Consider the following 18740-nt stretch of genomic DNA (forward strand, 5'->3'; position numbering starts at 1 on the left):
TGATGGTCCTTAGATGTCGAGCCGGCGCAGCGCGGCGACGGCCCGCCGGGTGATTTCCTCGGGGGTGCCGGACACGTCGACGCCCACCCCGGCCTCGTCGGCCTGGAGCGGCTGCAACGTCGCGAACTGGGAGTCGAGCAGCGCGGCGGGCATGAAGTGGCCCTTGCGGTCCGCCATCCGCTCCTCGATCAGCGCCCGGTCGCCGGTCAGATGCAGGAACACGGCGTCGGGCGCCCCGGCCCGCAGCCGGTCGCGGTAGGACCGCTTGAGGGCCGAGCTGGAGACGACCCCGCCTAGCCCCGCCCGTCCGCGCGCCCACTCGCCGATGGCATCGAGCCAGGGGCGGCGGTCGTCGTCGTCCAGAGGGGTGCCGGCCGACATCTTCTCGACGTTCGCCGGGGGATGGAAGTCGTCGCCCTCGGCGTACGGAACGCCGAGTTCGGCGGCGAGCAGGGGGCCGATCGTGGTCTTGCCGGTCCCTGCTACGCCCATCACCACGACGACGTGGGGGGTGCTCATGGAGTGCCTCGCTGTCTTCATCGACATCGGTCCGTCGCGCTACTGAAACCTATTAGGTACGACTTATTCAAGAGCCTGTGACGCAAACGTCGTACTTTTTACTCCCGAGGGTCGGCCCGTAGGCTTGCCCCATGAGCACACAGGGCCAGGGGCTGCATACACATGTGCTGGACACCCTGGGTCTGGAGATCTCCTCCGGCCAGTGCCCGCCGGGCAGCGTCCTACGCACCGACGAGCTGGCCCAGCGCTTCGACGTCTCCCGCACGGTCGTCCGCGAAGTGGTCCGGGTCCTGGAGTCCATGCACCTGGTCGAGTCCCGCCGCCGGGTCGGGGTGACCGTCCGCCCCACCGAGACCTGGAACGTCTACGACCCCCAGGTCATCCGCTGGCGCCTGGCCGGCGCCGACCGCCCGCGCCAGCTGCGCTCCCTCACCGTGCTGCGCTCCGCGATCGAACCGGTCGCCGCGGGCCTCGCCGCCCGGCACGCCACCGCCGAGCAGTGCGCCCAGCTCACCGAACGCGCCCTCGGCATGGTCGCCACCTCGCGCGGCCGGCAGCTGGAGGGCTACCTCGAACACGACATCGCCTTCCACCGGATCGTCCTCAACGCCTCCGGCAACGAGATGTTCGCCCGCCTCGGGGACGTCGTCGCCGAGGTGCTCGCGGGCCGCACCCACCACCAGGTGATGTTCGAGGACCCCGACCCGGCCGCCGTCACCCTGCACGTCCGGCTCGCCGAGGCGGTCCGCGAGGGCGACCCGGAGGTCGCCGAGCGGATCACCAAGGAGATCGCGGTGGGTGCCCTGCACGAGCTGGACATCCTCGCTCCCTAGGGCGGCCGACTCTTTCCCGCTCCACAGCGCGCGGACCCGCTCACGAGGCGTACGGTTGTCCGCGTTCGATCTTCGCGAAAGCTCAGGAGCAGGGAGAACACGGTATGGCGCAGCAGGTGCAAGGGGTCATCGCACCGGGGAAGAACGAACCGGTGCGGGTCGAGACGATCGTGATCCCGGACCCCGGCCCCGGAGAGGCCGTCGTGAAGATCCAGGCGTGCGGCGTCTGCCACACCGACCTGCACTACAAGCAGGGCGGCATCAACGACGAGTTCCCCTTCCTCCTCGGCCATGAGGCCGCGGGTGTCGTGGAGTCGGTCGGCGAGGGCGTCACGGACGTGGCCCCCGGCGACTTCGTCATCCTCAACTGGCGTGCGGTCTGCGGCCAGTGCCGCGCCTGTCTGCGCGGCCGCCCCTGGTACTGCTTCGACACTCACAACGCCAAGCGGAAGATGACGCTGCTCGACGGAACGGAGCTGTCACCCGCCCTCGGCATCGGCGCCTTCGCGGAGAAGACCCTGGTCGCCTCCGGCCAGTGCACCAAGGTCGACCCCGAGGTCTCCCCGGCCGTCGCCGGACTGCTCGGCTGCGGTGTCATGGCGGGCATCGGCGCCGCCATCAACACCGGCCAGGTCGGCCGGGGCGACTCGGTCGCCGTCATCGGCTGCGGCGGCGTCGGTGACGCGGCCGTCGCCGGGGCCCGCCTCGCCGGCGCGGCGAAGATCATCGCGGTCGACATCGACGACCGCAAGCTGGAGACGGCGAAGACGATGGGCGCCACCCACACCGTCAACTCCCGCTCCACCGACCCGGTCGAGGCGATCCGCGCCCTCACCGACGGCAACGGCGCCGACGTCGTCATCGAGGCCGTCGGCCGCCCGGAGACCTACCGACAGGCCTTCTACGCCCGCGACCTCGCCGGAACGGTCGTCCTGGTCGGCGTCCCCACCCCGGAGATGAAGCTCGAACTGCCGCTCCTGGACGTCTTCGGCCGCGGCGGCTCGCTCAAGTCCTCCTGGTACGGCGACTGCCTGCCCTCCCGCGACTTCCCGATGCTCGTCGACCTGCACCAGCAGGGCCGCCTCGACCTCGCCGCCTTCGTCACCGAGACCATCGGCCTGGGCGACATCGAGCAGGCCTTCGCCCGGATGCACGACGGCGACGTCCTCCGCTCGGTGGTGGTCCTCTGATGGCCGCCCGCATCGACCACCTGGTCACCTCCGGCACCTTCGCCCTCGACGGCGGCGAGTGGGACGTCGACAACAACGTCTGGATCGTCGGCGACGACACCGAGGCGATCGTCATCGACGCCGCCCACGACGCGGCCGCCATCGAGGCCGCGCTCGGCGGCCGTACGCTGCGCGCCATCGTCTGCACCCACGCGCACAACGACCACATCGACGCCGCCCCGGCCCTCGCGGAGGCCACCGGCGCCCCGATCCTGCTCCACCCGGACGACCTGGAGCTGTGGGGGCAGACCCACCCGGACCGCGCCCCCGACGGCACCCTGGCCGACGGCCAGGAGCTGGAGGTGGCGGGCACCACCCTCAAGGTCCTGCACACGCCCGGCCACGCGCCCGGCGGGGTCTGCCTCTACGCCCCCGAGCTGGCCACGGTCTTCACCGGTGACACGCTCTTCCAGGGCGGCCCCGGCGCCACCGGCCGGTCGTTCTCCCACTTCCCGACGATCATCGACTCGATCCGGGACCGGCTGCTGACCCTGCCGGGCGACACCACCGTCCGCACCGGTCACGGCGGCCCCACCACCATCGGCGCGGAAGCCCCGCAGCTCGACGAGTGGATCAAGCGCGGCCACTGACGGCCGCGTACGTCACCCCTCCGGCCAGGCGGAGAGCCGCAGCCCGCTCTCGAAGCGGCGCGGCTCCCCGCTGACCGGATCGGTGAACTCCAGCCGCCGCGCCAGCAACTGGAGCGGCTCGCGGAAGTCCTCCACGGCCCCCTCCGGCTCCACCACCGGATACAGCGGATCGTGGACGATCGGCACCCCCAGCGCGTTCATGTGGACGCGCAGCTGATGGGTCCGCCCGGTCGCGGGCAGCAGCCGGTACCGGCCCAGCCCGCCCCGCCGCTCCACCAGCTCCACCCGGCTCTCGCTGTTCGCCTCGCCCGGCTCCTCCCGGGCGGCGAGCACCCCGCGCTCCTTCACGATCCGGCTCCGTACGGTCCGGGGAAGGACCAGCTCCGGGTCGTACGGGGCCACCGCCTCGTACTCCTTCCTCACCAGCCGGTCCCGGAACAGCGTCTGGTACGCGCCCCGCTCCTCGGGCCGCACCACGAAGAGCACGAGCCCCGCGGTCAGCCGGTCCAGCCGGTGCGCGGGCTGGAGCGAGGGCAGTCCCAGCTCCCGCCGCAGCCGCGCCACCGCGGTCTCGGTGATGTGCCGCCCCCGGGGCGTGGTGGCGAGGAAGTGCGGCTTGTCGGCGATCACGACGTGGGCGTCCCGGTACACGACCCCGACGGGAAAGGGCACCGGCTCCTCGGCCGCGAAGTCCCGGTGGAACCAGAGGCTCAGCCCGGCGGCGTACGGTTCACCGCCCCGCACAGCGCGCCCGCCGCCGTCCACGAACCGCCCCGCCTCGAGCATCTGCGCGACCCGCCCGGCCCCGATCGCCCCACCGAACCGCGCGACCAGATGCTCCCCGACACTCGCCCAGGCACCGTCCGGATCCTTCGGCAGCCGCACCCGTACGGCGTCGATCCCGTCCCGCTGGGGGAGGGGAGCTGCCGGCGCCTTCCTGCGCCCCCTCATCGTCGCCCCTCTCCGCCATCCACGGCCCGGTGACCCGGTGACGCAAAAGAGCCCCACCGAAGTGGGGCTCCTGCTGGTGTCCGAGGGGGGACTTGAACCCCCACGCCCGATAAAGGGCACTAGCACCTCAAGCTAGCGCGTCTGCCATTCCGCCACCCGGACAAGGTGTCTGTCTCGCGGGCCCTCGCCCGTTCCGACGTGGAAAACCATAGCAAACATTCAGGGGTGCTCGATCACGCCCCGATGGCTGTGAACGGTGCGTGACGGGGGGTGCACGGCCTTGGGCGTGGGCCGTGGGCGCGGGAGGATGGGAAGGAGCACCACAGCGACAGCGGAAGGAAGCAGCGTGAGCGAGAGCAGCACGGGCAAGGCCGTCGGCGGCGGCAACGCCGAGAAGGAGGTCGTGGACCTCTGTCGTGACCTCATCCGGATCGACACCAGCAACTACGGCGACCACTCGGGCCCCGGTGAGCGGCTCGCCGCCGAGTACGTGGCGGAGAAGCTCGCCGAGGTGGGACTGGAGCCGCAGATCTTCGAGTCGCACAAGGGCCGTGCTTCCACCGTCGCCCGGATCGAGGGCGAGGACCCCTCCCGGCCCGCCCTGCTCATCCACGGTCACACCGACGTCGTCCCGGCCAACGCGGCGGACTGGACGCACGACCCGTTCTCCGGGGAGATCGCGGACGGCTGCGTCTGGGGCCGGGGCGCCGTCGACATGAAGGACATGGACGCGATGACCCTCGCGGTCGTACGCGAGCGGATGCGCACGGGCCGCAAGCCCCCGCGCGACATCGTGCTGGCCTTCCTCGCGGACGAGGAGGCGGGCGGGACGTACGGGGCCCGCTACCTCGTCGACAACCACCCCGGGCTCTTCGAGGGCGTCAACGAGGCGATCAGCGAGGTCGGCGGGTTCTCGTTCACCGTCAACGAGAAGCTGCGCCTCTATCTGGTGGAGACGGCCCAGAAGGGCATGCACTGGATGAAGCTCACCGTGGACGGCACCGCCGGGCACGGCTCGATGATCCACAAGGACAACGCCATCACGGAGCTGTCCGAGGCGGTCGGGCGGCTGGGGCGGCACAAGTTCCCGGTGCGCGTCACCAAGACGCTGCGGCACTTCCTGGACGAGCTCTCCGACGCGCTGGGCACCGAGCTGGACCCGGAGAACATGGACGAGACGCTGGCCAAGCTGGGCGGCATCGCCAAGCTGATCGGAGCCTCCCTCCAGAACACCGCCAACCCCACCCAGCTCGGGGCCGGCTACAAGGTCAACGTGATCCCGGGCCAGGCCACCGCCCATGTCGACGGCCGGTACCTGCCGGGGTACGAGGAGGAGTTCCTCGCCGACCTGGACCGGATCCTGGGACCCAACGTGAAGCGCGAGGACGTGCACGCGGACAAGGCGCTGGAGACCACGTTCGACGGCGCCCTGGTCGACGCCATGCAGACCGCGCTGGTCGCCGAGGACCCGATCGCCCGTGCCGTGCCGTACATGCTCTCGGCCGGCACCGACGCCAAGTCCTTCGACGACCTGGGCATCCGGGGCTTCGGCTTCGCCCCGCTGAAGCTGCCGCCGGAGCTGGACTTCGCGGGGATGTTCCACGGGGTGGACGAGCGGGTCCCGGTGGACGGTCTGCAGTTCGGCGTGCGGGTGCTCGACCGGTTCATCGACCACAGCTGACCGGTCCCGTACGAACCGGTGACCGGTCCCGTACGGTCCGGTGACCGGTCCCGTACGGTCCGGTGACCGATCCCGTACGGGCCGCCGGCCGGTCCGTACGGCAATTCGCCTGCCTGTGCGCACATGACCGAAAGGGTGAAACGCGCCGTTCACACGTAGCTCCGCCTCACCCTCCTCGTTACAAGGTGTGCGGTCCGCGGCTGGGACCGCATTTCCCACTAGGAGGAATAATGATCAAGAAGGTCGTCGCAGTTGCGGCTGCTACCGGTGGCCTCGTTCTCGCGGGTGCGGGCATGGCCACCGCCGACGCGGGCGCCCAGGGTGCCGCCATCGGCAGCCCCGGCGTGCTCTCCGGCAACGTCGTCCAGGTCCCGGTCCACGTGCCGATCAACCTGTGCGGCAACACGGTCTCCGTGATCGGGCTGCTGAACCCCGCCTTCGGCAACACCTGCGTCAACGCGTGACGCTGTGCGTCAGCCCGTAAGGGTTTGAGCTCGGTCGGTCCCGGAGTGCGTGCCATGCACTCCGGGACCGTTCGGTATTCGGCTCCCGCACGGTCATGTCCGGGGGTTTTTCGGAAGGCAGAAGGCAGGAAACGAACCTATGCGACAGGTCACTCGTAAAGGCCTGATCACGATGGCGGCGGCGGGCGGGGTCCTCGCCCTCAGTGGCGGCTACGCCCACGCCGACGCCGGCGCGGCCGGTACGGCGTCCGGATCTCCGGGCGTGCTGTCCGGCAACTCGGTCCAGATCCCGATCGACATCCCGGTCAACGTCTGCGGCAACTCGGTCACCGTCGGCGGCCTCATCAACCCGACGTTCGGGAACAACTGCGAGAACGGGACGGCGGAGTCGAGCCGCGACGCCGGACCGCAGAACCGTATCGGCGGCGGCTCCGGAGAGGCGGCCCAGGCCGGCAACGGGGCGCAGGCCGGGGACATCACGGCGACGGACCGGCACGGCGCGTCCGGTACGGGCCGTCACCGGGCCGGCGGCGCCGGTGCGGAAGGGATCGCGCAGGGCTCGCCCGGCATCCTCTCCGGCAACACGATCCAGGCGCCGATCCACATCCCCGCGAACATCTGCGGCAACAGCGTCTCCGTGATCGGGCTGCTGAACCCGACCTTCGGCAACAGCTGCTTCAACGACGCCGAGCCGCCGCCCCCGCCGCCGGAGGAGCCGCAGGAGCCTCCGGTCACGCCGGAGACGCCGGTCGACCCGCCCGTCGACCCCCCGGCCGACCAGCCGCCCGAGCCGAACGTTCCCGAGCCCCAGCTCGACCCGGAGGAGCAGCTCGCACAGACCGGGGCGGGCGGCATGGAGACGCTCATCCCGGCGAGCGCCGGACTGCTGCTGGCCGGCATGGGATCGGTGCTCTACCGCCGCTCCCGCAGCGCCGCCTGATCCGGGCGCACACCGGGAACAGCGGGACGGACACGGACGGGCCCCGCGGTCGCGGGGCCCGTTCCCTGTCGTCAGGTGGTGCGGAGGTCACCAGGTGGCCCGTAGCTGACGGATGATCCGCCTGCGCAGCCGCACCCTCCGGCTGCCGTCGCGGCGAAGTGTCAGGCGGTCCAGCTCCCAGTGTCCGTACTCGGCGTGGTCGGTCAGCAGTCGGGCCGCTTCCTTGCGGGAGACCCCGCGCGGCACGTACACGTCGACAAATTCGTATTCCGGCATCGCATCTATTGTGCGGGCAGAGCCCCGGTACGGATAGCGTCTGCACTATGTCTGATGCTGCGCAGCCCACCGCTGCCGAGGTACGTGCCGCCGCCGAGGCGGTCAAAGCCGCGATCGACCGTCACCTCGACGCGGTCGAACGCCGTACCGGGGACGACGACCCCGCCGTCTACGAAGCGTTCAACTCACTGGCCGCTGCGGCCGAGGTCTACGACGAGCTTCTCTACGACCGCTACGACGAGGTCACCCCCTTCGAGATCCCCGGCGCGGAGGACTCCCTGCCGCCCTACGCCGGACCCGCCGAGCCCAGCGCGCTCAGCGTGCTGATCCGGCGCGACTACGCGGTCGCGGAGCCCCCGCGCCTGCTCGCCCAGGCCCAGCGCCTCGCCGACATCGACGCGGGGCCCGGCGCGGACGGTGTCACGACCCCGGTGGTGGGCACCAGCGTCCATGCCGCGCTCGGCATGCTCTTCGGTGAGTACGAACCGGACGAGATCGCCTCCCGGCACCAGGAGTTCGGCCTGGAGGAGGGGGACGCCACCCTCTGGGTCTCGGCCGCGGAGGCGCTCCCCGAGCCGGGGGAGTGGCTCGACGCCCCGTTCGAGGACGCCGACCCCGAGCTGGTGGTGTGCCGCTTCGACGTCAGCGCCGTCTTCGACGAGGAGGAGCTGGACGAGGAGCTGGACGAGCCGGCGGCCGGCCGCGCGTGACATGACAGTGGGCCCCGGCGCGGTGCGCCGGGGCCCGCTGTCATGCGTCGCTCAGGAGGCCGCGTCGGGCGTCGGGAGCGCCTCCAGCAGCGGACGCAGCCGGGTCGTCCGCTCCTGGGCCGGGACCTGCGCCACCGCGTGCGGGAGCGCCTGGTCCACCCCGTGCACCACGGACAGGTGGAGCTCGCCCCGGCCGAACGCCGTGTAGACCCACGGCCGGCTCAGCCCCGCCGCCGCGTCGCCGGGCAGCACCACCACCGCGGCGGGCCAGCGCATCCCGGCCGCCTGATGGGCACTGAGCGCCCAGCCGTGCCGCACCGCCGACTCCACCCGCTCCTGCGGTACGACGACGGGGACGCCCCCGCAGTCCAGGTGCAGCCCCTCGGCGTCGGCCGAGCGCACCACCCCGGGCACCGCGCGTCCGGGCGCGGGGACATGGATCACGCGGTCGCCCGGGTCGAACCCGCCGAACCGGCCCGGCCCCGGGTTGAGCCGCTGCTTCAGCGCCTCGTTGAGCACCCGGGTCCCGGCCGCACCGCCGTGGCCCACCGTGATGACCTGGGTCTGTGCGGCGGGGATGGAGAAGGCCCTGGGCACCGAGTCCGCGACCAGCTGCACCGTGCGGTGGACCGCCTCGCCCGCATCGCGGACCGGGACGATCACGACCTCCTTGCCGGGGGCCTCGACCTGGGTCAGCTCACCGATGCCGATCCCGGAGACCAGCTCACCGATCGGCCCGGGGTCCGGCGTACGGGAGACGACCTGCGGGCACGCCCGCGCGGCCAGCACATCCGCGAAGACCCGCCCGGCGCCCGCCGAGCCCAGCACACCGGGGTCACCGCTCAGCACCAGCCGGGCGCCGTCCGCCAGCGCCTCGACCAGGACGGCCGCGCCCTCCACGTCCAGCTGCGGGGCGTCCAGCACCACCAGCAGGTCGAGCGCGAGGGCCCCCTCCTCGTCGCGGCCGGGACCCTCCACGCCGGAGAGCAGCCCGGCCAGGGTGACGGCCGCGTCCGGGGCGCCGACCGCTTCGGCCAGCCGGCGGCGGCCGTCCTGGCTGTGGGTGGCGCCCAGGGCCCGGAGCCCCAGGCCCCGCGCCGCCGCGATCAGGGCGGCGGGCTCGGCTCGGGCCGCCTCGCCGCCGCTGTGCGCCACCAGCCCGGCGGTGGCCGTCGTACGGATCAGCTCGGCGGCCGAGGGGGACGGGGCGGCGGCTGCCGCCTCCGCCCAGTCGGCCCCCTTCCCGCAGGTGTTCACGAGGCGGGCCAGGCCGTCGGCGAGGCTCTCCTCGGCCAGGGCGTAGCGGTCCAGGCCCAGCAGCACCTGGACCGGCTCCGGGGCCTGGCCCGGTCCGTCCTCTCCGGCGTCAGCCTCCGCGGGGGCCTCGCCCTCCTCGTAGGCCTCCGACTCCGCGGGGTCCGTGCCCTCCTGGAAGACCAGGGCGACGCCCTCCTCCACGGCGTTGCGCACGGCCTCCTCCGGGTCGCTCACCGCCCGCTCGGCGAGCGCGGCCCGTACCGCCGTGGCGTCCAGCGCCGTGTGGCCCTGGAGGGCGGCGCGCTCCAGCAGCCACCCGACCAGCGCAGCCGTGCGGCGTTCGTCGTCCGGGCCGCACGCGGTGCCCAGGAGGGCGCGGGCGAAGCCGTCAGCCTGCTCGGGCCGGACGCCCGGGACCGCCAGCAGCTGCCAGGGGTCGGCGCGCAGCAGCTCGGCGCCCTGTTCGCCCAGGGTCGCGGTGGCGGGGCGGGCCAGGGCCTCGGGGGCCCCGCCCTCGGCGAGGACCGCCCGCACCGCGTCCGTGGCCTCGGGCGAGGCGGTCCGCTCGGTGGGGGCGGTGGCGGCCGGCGCGGGCCGCTGAGGCTGTCCGGCGGGGGCCGGGGCGGCGCGGCGGGGCGCGGGGGCGCCGGTGGGCGAGTCGAAGAACTCCGTGCCCGCCTTCTCGCCGCTCTCCACGGCCCGCACGGCCGCCAGGAGGTCGGCGGCGGTGCCGCTCAGCTTCGTGCCGGCGGCGACGGGGCCGTCCTTCTCCGCCTTGCGCCTGGCGATCCGCTCGCGCAGTTCCCGCTGGGCGGCCAGCTCGGCCTGTGCCTCCGAGAGCGCGGCGGCGGCCGCCGCGTCGCCCTCCTCACCGGCGGACGCCTCGGTCTCCGCGGCCGCCGCGGACCCCTCGGCCTGTGCGGGCTCGTCGGCCTGTGCAGGCTCGGCGTCGGTGGCCTCGGTGGCCTCGGTGGCGTCGGGCGAGGCGGTCCGGTCGGCGGTGTCGGGCGCTTCGGTGTGCGCGGGGCCTTCGGCGTCGGCGGCCGCCGGGGGCTCGGCGCCCTCCGGTGTGTCCGTGCCGGCGGTGCCGGGGGTCTCCCCGGGAAGCGCAGTCACAGCGTGCTCCAGTCCTGGTCGGGATAGCGGTGCACGGGCGCCGACACATCGTCGAGCGCCTGGCAGATCTCGTAGGGAAGACTAAGCGCCTCCACTGACAGAGCCTCCGCGAGCTGCCCGGCGTTGCGCGCACCGACGATCGGGGCGGCCACTCCGGGGCGGTCCCGCACCCAGGCCAGTGCCACGTGCAGCGGGCTCGTCGCCAGGCCGTCCGCCGCCGTCACCACCGCGTCGGTGATCCGGGCCGCCGCGTCGTCCAGATACGGCTCGACGAACGGGGCGAGCCGCTCCGAGGCGCCCCGGGAGCCGGAGGGAGTGCCCTGGCGGTACTTGCCCGTCAGCACGCCACGGCCCAGCGGGGAGGAGGGCAGCAGCCCGATCCCCAGGTCCAGCGCGGCGGGCAGCACCTCCCGCTCGATGCCCCGCTGGAGCAGCGAATATTCCATCTGCGTACTGGCCAGCCGGGTGCGCACCCCGGGCGCGGCGAGCTGCCAGGTGGCGGCCTTGGCCAGCTGCCAGCCGCAGAAGTTCGACACGCCCGCGTAGCGGACCCGGCCGGAGGAGACGGCCAGGTCCACCGCCTGGAGCGTCTCCTCCAGCGGGGTCTGCGGATCGAAGGCGTGGACCTGCCACAGGTCCACGTAGTCCGTGCCCAGCCGCTCCAGGGAGGCGTCCAGGGCGGCCAGCAGGTGACCGCGCGAGCCGTCGAAGCGGCGGTAGGGGTCGGGGACGTTGCCCGCCTTCGTGGCGATGACCAGATCCTGGCGCGGCACCAGGCTGCCCACGAGCCGCCCGAGCAGGCGCTCGGCCTCCCCGCCCCCGTACACATCGGCGGTGTCCACCAGGGTGCCGCCCGCGTCCCAGAAGGCCTTGAGCTGGTCGGCGGCGTCGTGCTCGTCCGTGTCCCGGCCCCAGGTGAGGGTGCCGAGCCCGATCCGGGACACGCGTAGGCCGGTGCGGCCGAGATGCCTCTGCTCCATGGGCGCGAGATTACTGGCCACGGCCCCGGGGGGCGCGGGCCTGTGGACAACGCGAGGTCGCGCGGGCCTGCCGGATCGCCGCCACCCGCGCTAGAGTCGCCAGGAAGGGACGTTACTGATCAGTAAGGGGAGCGGCTATGCGGCTCGGCATCAATCTCGGTTACTGGGGCGCGGGCATGGACGGCGACAACCTCGCCGTCGCCCAGGAGGCCGACCGGCTCGGCTACGACGTCTGCTGGGCGGCCGAGGCCTACGGCTCCGACGCACCGACCGTGCTGACCTGGGTCGCGGCCCAGACCCGATCCATCGACGTCGGCTCCGCGATCATGCAGATCCCGGCCCGCCAGCCCGCCATGACGGCGATGACCGCCGCCACCCTGGACTCGCTCTCCGGCGGCCGCTTCCGGCTCGGCCTCGGCGTCTCGGGACCGCAGGTCTCCGAGGGCTGGTACGGCGTCAAGTTCGACAAGCCGCTGGCCCGCACCCGTGAGTACGTCGAGATCGTCCGCCGGGCGATGACCCGCGAACGCCTCTCCTACGAGGGACAGCACTGGACGCTCCCGCTGCCCGGCGGACCCGGCAAGCCGATCAAGCTCACCGTCCACCCGGAGCGCGAGCACATCCCGCTCTACATCGCCGCGATCGGCCCGAAGAACCTGGAGCAGACCGGCGAGATCGCCGACGGCGCCCTGCTGATCTTCCCCTCCGCCGACCACCTGGAGGAGACCGCGATCAGCCATCTGCGCGCGGGCCGGGAGAAGGCCGGCACGACCATGGAGGGCTTCGACGTCTCCCCGACGCTGCCGCTCGCCGTCGGCGACGACGTCACGGGCCTCGCCGACATGTTCCGCCCGTACACCGCCCTGTACGTCGGCGGGATGGGCAGCCGGAAGCAGAACTTCTACAACCAGCTCGCCCAGCGCATGGGGTACGAGAAGGAGGCCGCCGAGATCCAGGACAAGTACCTGGACGGGGACAAGGCCGGGGCCGCCGCCGCCGTACCGCACCAGCTGATCGACCAGACCACGCTGCTCGGCCCGGTCGAGCGGATCGCCGAGCGGATGCAGGCGTACGCCGCCGCCGGGGTCACCACGCTCAACCTCGCCCCCGCCGGCTTCACCCTGGAGGAGCGGCTCACCGCCCTGCGCGCCGGCACGGACGCCCTGGAGCGCTCCGGGCTCGCCTGACCGGCCCCGGCACGCACCGGGACAGCACTACGGCCGTGGTGGGGGCTCGGGGGTCTTCCCCGCCACGGCCGTCACCGGGAACAACGCGCCGCACGCCCCGGAGTTACGCCGGACCGTGCGGCCGGCCCAACCGTTGCTCCGGTTGCCGACCGCTCCCCGGCGCATTTGACTGCTGCTCCGCGCACTACTGCCCCGCGGTGCCCACTCCGCGAGGACCGGTACGGAGGTGGCCCTCATGCTCTCAGCCCGCAGCCTGTTCCAGGAGATCCTGGACGACGACGAGACCTACCGGCTCTTCTGCTCCATCGCCGCCGGCGGGGAGTCCCAGGGCGGCTGGGAGAACGCCCGCATCGCCGCCCTCGCCCCCGAGAGCCGCCGCGATCTGGCGTCCCGGATCGTGCGGCACGGCGCCGACGAGGACAAGCACGGCCGGATCTTCAACGCCCTCCTGAAGAAGCGCGGGCTGCGCCCGGCCGACGTCCCCCCGGAGACCGACTACACGATGCTCCTGGAGCAGCAGGGCATCGGCCTCGCCCACTCCCGGCTGCGGGGCGAGGAGCGGCTCACCGAGCGCGACATCATCACCTATCTGGCCCATAGCAGGATCACCGAGCAGCGCGCCTCCGAGCAGATGCGGCTGCTGCGGCGGTACTTCGCCGACCACCCCGACATCGGCCGCGCGGTGCGGATGATCTCCGACGACGAGGACGGCCACCTCGCGTACTGCCACGAGGAGCTGCTGCGGCTCGCCCGTGAGGGGCACGGCCGGACCATCCAGCGGATCATGCGCGAGTGCGCCCTGGCGGAGATCCGGGTCTACCGCGACGTCAGCCTCGCGGTGATGGCCCACATGGGCCGGCTACTGGGCTGGCCGCGTCCCAAGGCCGCCGCGCTGCTCGTCGGCATCCACGCCGTGTACGCGTACGAGCGCCTCGGCGGCTGGCGGCGCATGGTGAGGCTGGAGATGCCCGAGCGGCGCGACGCGCTGGGCGGCCGGGCCGTACCGGAACCCGAGTACGCGTGACCTTTCACGCGCACGCGTGACCCTCAGGGCCGCGCGTAAGCCTCGGGGCAAACACGTAACCCACAGGACCACGCGTAACCCCTACGACCACGCGTGACCCCTCAAGGTCCCGCGTCACCTCAGAGCCACCCCCGCCGCTTGAACTGGCGGTGGAGGCCGAACACCGCCAGGGCCATGAAGGCGACGACGACCGGATAGGTCCACGCCCAGTGCAGCTCCGGCATGTGGTCGAAGTTCATGCCGTAGATGCCCGCCACCATCGTCGGGACCGCGGCCATGGCCGCCCACGCCGAGATCTTGCGCATGTCGTCGTTCTGCCGCACCCCCATCTGCGCCAGGTGGGCCGAGAGGATGTCCGACAGCAGCCGGTCCAACCCCTCCACCTGCTCGTTGACCCGCATCAGGTGGTCGGCGACGTCACGGAAGAACGGCCGCGCGTCCTCGTGGACGAACGGCACCCCCGCCCCCGCGAGCCGGGTCATCGGCGACGTCAGCGGGCCGGTGGCCCGGCGGAACTCCAGCACCTGCCGCTTGAACGTGTAGATGCTCGCCGCGGTGTTCGAGGAGTCGCTGTTCCCGCTCGGGGCGAAGACCTCGGTCTCCAGCTCCTCCAGGTCCACCTGGAGCTCGCCGGCCACGTCGATGTAGTGGTCCACCACCGCGTCGCTGATCGCGTAGAGCACCGCGGTCGGGCCGTGCGCCAGTATCTGCGGGTCCGCCTCCAGGCGCCTGCGGACGTCGGCCAGAGGGGCGCTGCCGCCGTGCCGGACGGTCACCACGAACGAGTCGCCGATGAAGATCATCAGTTCGTCGGCGCTCACCGTGTCGCTGCTCGACTCGTAGACGACCGGCTTCAGCACCGCGAAGAGGGAGTCGTCGTACACCTCCAGCTTGGGGCGCTGGTGGGCCCGCAGCGCGTCCTCCACGGCTAGTGGGTGCAGCCCGAACTCATGGCTCACCAGGTCGAATTCCTGCTCGGTCGGCTCGTGCAGCCCGATCCAGAGGAAGGCGTCGTCGGACTTTCGCGCCTTTCCGAGCGCCTGGGAGAAGTCGTCGGGTCCATCGGTCCGGTGTCCGTCCTGGTAGATGGCACAGTCCACGATCATTTCGGCATCCTTGGGAGGTTAAGGACCACAACGTACAAGGTGGGCGGGGTCAGGTCACCGACCCCTCCTTCCCCGTGAGGCCTTCCCCGCACCCAGGTCCTGATCCGCCGGACACGCCCTAGGCTGCCGGTATGCCCACGCTGATCCTCGTACGCCACGGACGCTCCACCGCCAACACCGCCGGAGTGCTGGCGGGCCGCACCCCAGGGGTCCTCCTCGACGAGCGCGGCGCCGAACAGGCCGCCGCCCTGCCCGCGCGGCTGGCCGCCCTCACCTTCGCCGCCGCCGTCAGCAGCCCCCTGGAGCGGTGCCGCCAGACGCTCCAGCCGCTCCTGGACGCCCGCCCCGAGCTGCCCGTGCACACCGAGGAACGCGTCAGCGAGTGCGACTACGGCGACTGGTCGGGCCGCAAGCTCGCCGAGCTCTCCGAGGAGCCGCTGATGTCCGTCGTCCAGCAGCACCCCTCCGCCGCGGCCTTCCCCGGCGGCGAGTCGATGCGCGCGATGCAGGCCCGCGCCGTCGACGCCGTACGCGACTGGAACGACCGCGTCGAGGCGGAGCACGGCGAGGACGCCACCTACGTGATGTGCTCGCACGGCGACATCATCAAGTCCCTGGTCGCCGACGCCCTCGGCATGCACCTGGACCTCTTCCAGCGCATCCACGTGGACCCCTGTTCGGTCACCGCGATCCGCTACACGCGGCTGCGCCCCTTCCTGCTGCGGGTCGGCGACACCGGCGATCTCACCCCGCTGGCACCGCGCGAACAGTCCGTCGGGGCGGACGCCGTGCCGTCCGGCGCGGCTGACACCACGTCGGAGGCGGCGGTCGGGGGCGGCGGGGGCGCGCCGTGATCTCCGCGGGCAGTAGGGTGGACGCGCCGTAGCGCCGCTATCCACCCAACGATTCTCAAGGGAGACAGGACGTGTCCCGTCAGGTGTTCCTCTACGACCCACCGGACCGATTCGTGGCCGGTACGGTCGGGTTGCCTGGCCGCCGTACGTTTTTCCTGCAGGCCTCCTCCCAGGGGCGGGTCACCAGCGTCGCCCTGGAGAAGACGCAGGTCGCCGCCCTGGCCGAGCGGATCGACGAACTGCTCGACGAGGTGGTCCGGCGTACCGGGGGCAACTCGCCGGTCCCCGCCGTGGCTCCCACCGACGTCACCGACACCGCCCCCCTGGACGTCCCCGTCGAGGAGGAGTTCCGGGTCGGCACCATGGCCCTGGCCTGGGACGGCGACGAACAGCGCATGATCGTCGAGGCGCAGGCCCTCGTCGAGCTCGACGCGGACTCCGAGGACGACCTCGCGGAGGCCGAGGAGAAGCTTCTCCAGGACGAGGAGAACGGCCCGCCGATGCTCCGCGTCCGGCTCAGCGGCGCCCAGGCCCGAGCGTTCGCCAAGCGAGCCCTGGACGTCGTCAACGCCGGGCGTCCGCCGTGTCCGTTGTGCAGCCTGCCGCTCGATCCGGAAGGACACGTATGCCCGCGCCAGAACGGATACCGTCGCGGAGCCTGACGGACACCGAGCTGCTCACCCTGCTCACCGAAGGCACGCTCACCGTGCTCGGGCAGGTCGGCGGGGCGTCCAACGCGGTGCTGCACTGCACCGTCGCGTACGAGGGTGAGGAGCGCACCTGCGCCTACAAGCCGGTCGCGGGGGAGCAGCCGCTGTGGGACTTCCCCGACGGGACGCTGGCGCAGCGGGAGGTGGCCGCGTACGAGATATCCCGGGCGACCGGGTGGGAGCTCGTGCCGCCCACCGTGCTGCGGGAGGGCCCGTACGGCGAGGGCATGTGCCAGCTCTGGATCGACGGGCCCGGGTCCGGCGAGGAGGCGCCCCCGCTCCTCGCGCTCGTGGAGGACGACGAGCCGGGCGAGGGCTGGAAGGCCGTGGGCTTCGCGGACGTGGGGGAGGGGAGGACCGCGCTGCTGGTGCACGCGGACGACCCCCGGCTGCGGCGGCTCGCGGTGCTGGACGCGGTGATCAACAACGGGGACCGCAAGGGCGGCCACCTCCTGCCGGCCCCCGGCGGGCTGCTGTACGGCATCGACCACGGGGTCACCTTCAACGCGGACGACAAGCTGCGCACCCTCCTGTGGGGCTGGGCCGGCGAACCGCTCACCGAGGAGGCGCTGCGGGTGCTCGGGCTGCTCGCCGGGGAGCTGGCCGCGGGGGAGCCCCTGGCCACCCGGATGGCGCAACTCATCACGGCGGCCGAGCTGGAGGCCCTGCGGGAGCGGGTGGCGGGGCTGCTCGCCGACGGGGTGCACCCGAAGCCGGGCGGCCGGTGGCCGCCGATTCCCTGGCCGCCCGTGTAGCGGCGCCCCTCGGCAGGGGCACCTGCGGGCGCCCGTACACCTCCTGCCCGTACAGCCTTTCGAAGGTTTATCGCAAGAGTGCCTCTTCGGACAGGATTCCGGATCCGGTTCGTATCCGGAAGCATCGTCCGGTTACGCTCAGGACATGCATGCCTGGCCCGCTTCTGAGGTCCCCGCCCTGCCTGGCAAGGGCCGCGACCTTCGGATCCACGACACCGCGACCGGCGGACGGATCACCCTTGACCCCGGTCCCGTCGCCCGCATCTACGTCTGCGGCATCACGCCGTACGACGCGACCCACCTGGGTCATGCGGCGACCTACAACGCGTTCGACCTCGTTCAGCGCGTGTGGCTCGACACCAAGCGGCAGGTTCACTACGTCCAGAACGTGACCGACGTGGACGATCCGCTCCTGGAGCGGGCCGTGCGCGACGGCCAGGACTGGTCCGAGCTCGCGGAGCGCGAGACGGCTCTCTTCCGCGAGGACATGACCGCCCTGCGGATGCTGCCCCCGCAGCACTACATCGGAGCGGTCGAGGCCATACCGGGCATCGTGCCGCTCGTCGAACGGCTGAGGGAGGCGGGTGCCGCCTACGAACTCGAGGGCGACGTCTACTTCTCCGTCGACGCCGACCCGCACTTCGGCGAGGTCTCCGGGCTCGACGCGGCGGCGATGCGCCTGCTCTCCGCCGAGCGCGGCGGCGACCCCGAGCGCCCCGGCAAGAAGAACCCCCTCGACCCGATGCTCTGGATGGCCGCCCGCCCGGGTGAGCCGAGCTGGGACGGGGCCTCCCTGGGCGAGGGCCGTCCGGGCTGGCACATCGAGTGCGTCGCCATCGCCCTCGACCACCTCGGCATGGGCTTCGACATCCAGGGCGGCGGCTCCGACCTCGTCTTCCCGCACCACGAGATGGGCGCCTCGCACGCCCAGGCGCTGACCGGCGAGCACCCGTTCGCCAAGGCGTACGTCCACGCCGGCATGGTCGGCCTCGACGGCGAGAAGATGTCCAAGTCCAAGGGCAACCTCGTCTTCGTCTCCACCCTGCGCCGCGAGGGCGTGGACCCGGCGGCCATCCGCCTCGCCCTGCTCTCCCGCCACTACCGCGCCGACTGGGAGTGGACCGACCAGGTCCTCGCCGACGCCGTCGAGCGCCTGGCCCGCTGGCGCGCGGCGGTCTCCCGCCCCGACGGGCGGTCGGCCGACGCGCTGGTCGAGGAGGTCCGCGAGGCCCTCTCCGACGACCTGGACACGCCCACGGCGCTCGCCGCCGTGGACCGCTGGGCCGCACTCCAGAGCGCGGAGGGCGGCACGGACGAAGGGGCACCCGGCCTCGTCTCCCGTACCGTCGACGCCCTGCTGGGGGTCGCGCTGTAGGGCCCCTCGTCGGGATCGGGCCGGGCTCGCGGGGTTCGGCCTGATCCCGACGGAAGACCCCGGTACGGCGGGCGGCCCGCCGCCGCCCGCTCCCCTCACCAGGACCGGCCCCCGCATTAGCCGCGCAAAGCCGGGCCGGTACCCCTCACTACAACAAGGGGGTCTTCGGGGAGGCCCCCCGAC

19 protein-coding genes and 1 tRNA gene are annotated in these 18740 nt (G+C 72.7%); 13 read left to right on the top strand and 7 right to left on the bottom strand.

The features are described 5' to 3' along the window. Positions 1–9: 9 nt before the first annotated feature. Positions 10–519, bottom strand: coding sequence for a gluconokinase (locus AB0917_RS15215; RefSeq protein ID WP_366819987.1), 510 nt, complete (start codon positions 517–519; stop codon positions 10–12). 131 nt (positions 520–650) lie between these two features. On the opposite strand from AB0917_RS15215, the gene AB0917_RS15220 reads away from it, so the two are divergent. The 3 genes from AB0917_RS15220 (at position 651) to AB0917_RS15230 (ending at position 3171) form a co-directional block, all read left to right on the top strand. Then, on the top strand, positions 651–1352 hold the full coding sequence (locus tag AB0917_RS15220; RefSeq protein WP_366819988.1) for an FCD domain-containing protein: 702 nt from the start codon (positions 651–653) through the stop codon (positions 1350–1352). Positions 1353–1456: 104 nt separating this feature from the next. Then, positions 1457–2542 carry an S-(hydroxymethyl)mycothiol dehydrogenase gene (locus AB0917_RS15225; protein ID WP_366819989.1) on the top strand — a complete coding sequence of 362 codons (1086 nt, stop codon included), beginning with the start codon at positions 1457–1459 and terminating at the stop codon, positions 2540–2542. Then, complete coding sequence (locus AB0917_RS15230) at positions 2542–3171, top strand: MBL fold metallo-hydrolase (protein ID WP_366819990.1); 630 nt, start codon at positions 2542–2544, stop codon at positions 3169–3171. The genes AB0917_RS15225 and AB0917_RS15230 overlap by 1 nt, the downstream gene beginning before the upstream one ends. A gap of 12 nt (positions 3172–3183) precedes the next feature. Here AB0917_RS15230 and AB0917_RS15235 read toward each other — a convergent pair whose 3' ends face one another. Next, positions 3184–4122, bottom strand: coding sequence for an RluA family pseudouridine synthase (locus AB0917_RS15235; protein ID WP_366819991.1), 939 nt, complete (start codon positions 4120–4122; stop codon positions 3184–3186). A gap of 74 nt (positions 4123–4196) precedes the next feature. Continuing rightward, positions 4197–4284, bottom strand: a tRNA-Leu gene (locus tag AB0917_RS15240). A gap of 184 nt (positions 4285–4468) precedes the next feature. Between AB0917_RS15240 and AB0917_RS15245 the strand changes: the two genes are divergently transcribed. The 3 genes from AB0917_RS15245 to AB0917_RS15255 all read left to right on the top strand — a co-directional run bounded on the left by AB0917_RS15245 (position 4469) and on the right by AB0917_RS15255 (position 7207). Then, entirely contained in the window at positions 4469–5803 is a 1335-nt protein-coding gene (locus AB0917_RS15245; RefSeq protein ID WP_366819992.1) for a M20/M25/M40 family metallo-hydrolase, read from the top strand. A 230-nt stretch (positions 5804–6033) separates the two neighbouring features. Beyond that, positions 6034–6267, top strand: a complete 234-nt coding sequence (gene chpH / locus AB0917_RS15250) for a chaplin ChpH (protein ID WP_366819993.1) — start codon at positions 6034–6036, stop codon at positions 6265–6267. A 139-nt stretch (positions 6268–6406) separates the two neighbouring features. Then, positions 6407–7207 carry a chaplin gene (locus tag AB0917_RS15255; protein WP_366819994.1) on the top strand — a complete coding sequence of 267 codons (801 nt, stop codon included), beginning with the start codon at positions 6407–6409 and terminating at the stop codon, positions 7205–7207. Positions 7208–7294: 87 nt separating this feature from the next. Here the strand turns inward: AB0917_RS15255 and AB0917_RS15260 are convergent, their stop codons facing one another. Continuing rightward, entirely contained in the window at positions 7295–7483 is a 189-nt protein-coding gene (locus AB0917_RS15260) for a DUF5703 family protein (RefSeq protein ID WP_003970138.1), read from the bottom strand. Positions 7484–7530: 47 nt separating this feature from the next. Here AB0917_RS15260 and AB0917_RS15265 point away from each other — a divergent pair, with 47 nt between their 5' ends. Then, positions 7531–8193 carry a hypothetical protein gene (locus tag AB0917_RS15265; protein WP_366819995.1) on the top strand — a complete coding sequence of 221 codons (663 nt, stop codon included), beginning with the start codon at positions 7531–7533 and terminating at the stop codon, positions 8191–8193. A gap of 51 nt (positions 8194–8244) precedes the next feature. Here the strand turns inward: AB0917_RS15265 and AB0917_RS15270 are convergent, their stop codons facing one another. Then, positions 8245–10566, bottom strand: coding sequence for a helix-hairpin-helix domain-containing protein (locus AB0917_RS15270; protein ID WP_366819997.1), 2322 nt, complete (start codon positions 10564–10566; stop codon positions 8245–8247). Then, complete coding sequence (locus tag AB0917_RS15275; RefSeq protein WP_366819999.1) at positions 10563–11546, bottom strand: aldo/keto reductase; 984 nt, start codon at positions 11544–11546, stop codon at positions 10563–10565. The genes AB0917_RS15270 and AB0917_RS15275 overlap by 4 nt, the downstream gene beginning before the upstream one ends. Before the next feature lie 137 nt (positions 11547–11683). Here AB0917_RS15275 and AB0917_RS15280 point away from each other — a divergent pair, with 137 nt between their 5' ends. Both AB0917_RS15280 and AB0917_RS15285 read left to right on the top strand, forming a co-directional pair. Continuing rightward, on the top strand, positions 11684–12733 hold the full coding sequence (locus AB0917_RS15280; RefSeq protein WP_366820000.1) for an LLM class F420-dependent oxidoreductase: 1050 nt from the start codon (positions 11684–11686) through the stop codon (positions 12731–12733). 235 nt (positions 12734–12968) lie between these two features. Then, a complete protein-coding gene (locus tag AB0917_RS15285) occupies positions 12969–13757 on the top strand; it encodes a ferritin-like domain-containing protein (protein ID WP_366820001.1) in 789 nt (262 codons plus the stop codon). A 119-nt stretch (positions 13758–13876) separates the two neighbouring features. On the opposite strand, the gene corA is transcribed toward AB0917_RS15285, so the two are convergent. Then, positions 13877–14863, bottom strand: coding sequence for a magnesium/cobalt transporter CorA (gene corA, locus AB0917_RS15290; RefSeq protein ID WP_366820002.1), 987 nt, complete (start codon positions 14861–14863; stop codon positions 13877–13879). A 131-nt stretch (positions 14864–14994) separates the two neighbouring features. Here corA and AB0917_RS15295 point away from each other — a divergent pair, with 131 nt between their 5' ends. The 4 genes from AB0917_RS15295 (at position 14995) to mshC (ending at position 18557) form a co-directional block, all read left to right on the top strand. Next, the gene (locus AB0917_RS15295; RefSeq protein WP_366820003.1) at positions 14995–15717 is read left to right on the top strand and encodes a histidine phosphatase family protein; all 723 of its coding nucleotides are present in this window, start codon (positions 14995–14997) and stop codon (positions 15715–15717) included. A 71-nt stretch (positions 15718–15788) separates the two neighbouring features. Then, positions 15789–16379 carry a DUF3090 domain-containing protein gene (locus AB0917_RS15300; RefSeq protein ID WP_355865661.1) on the top strand — a complete coding sequence of 197 codons (591 nt, stop codon included), beginning with the start codon at positions 15789–15791 and terminating at the stop codon, positions 16377–16379. Further along, positions 16343–17182 carry an SCO1664 family protein gene (locus AB0917_RS15305; protein ID WP_366820004.1) on the top strand — a complete coding sequence of 280 codons (840 nt, stop codon included), beginning with the start codon at positions 16343–16345 and terminating at the stop codon, positions 17180–17182. The genes AB0917_RS15300 and AB0917_RS15305 overlap by 37 nt, the downstream gene beginning before the upstream one ends. 145 nt (positions 17183–17327) lie before the next feature. After that, a complete protein-coding gene (gene mshC, locus AB0917_RS15310; protein WP_366820005.1) occupies positions 17328–18557 on the top strand; it encodes a cysteine--1-D-myo-inosityl 2-amino-2-deoxy-alpha-D-glucopyranoside ligase in 1230 nt (409 codons plus the stop codon). The last annotated feature ends 183 nt before the right edge of the window (positions 18558–18740 follow it).

Source organism: Streptomyces sp. NPDC007346 (genome assembly GCF_040703535.1).
Classification (GTDB): Bacteria; Actinomycetota; Actinomycetes; order Streptomycetales; family Streptomycetaceae; genus Streptomyces.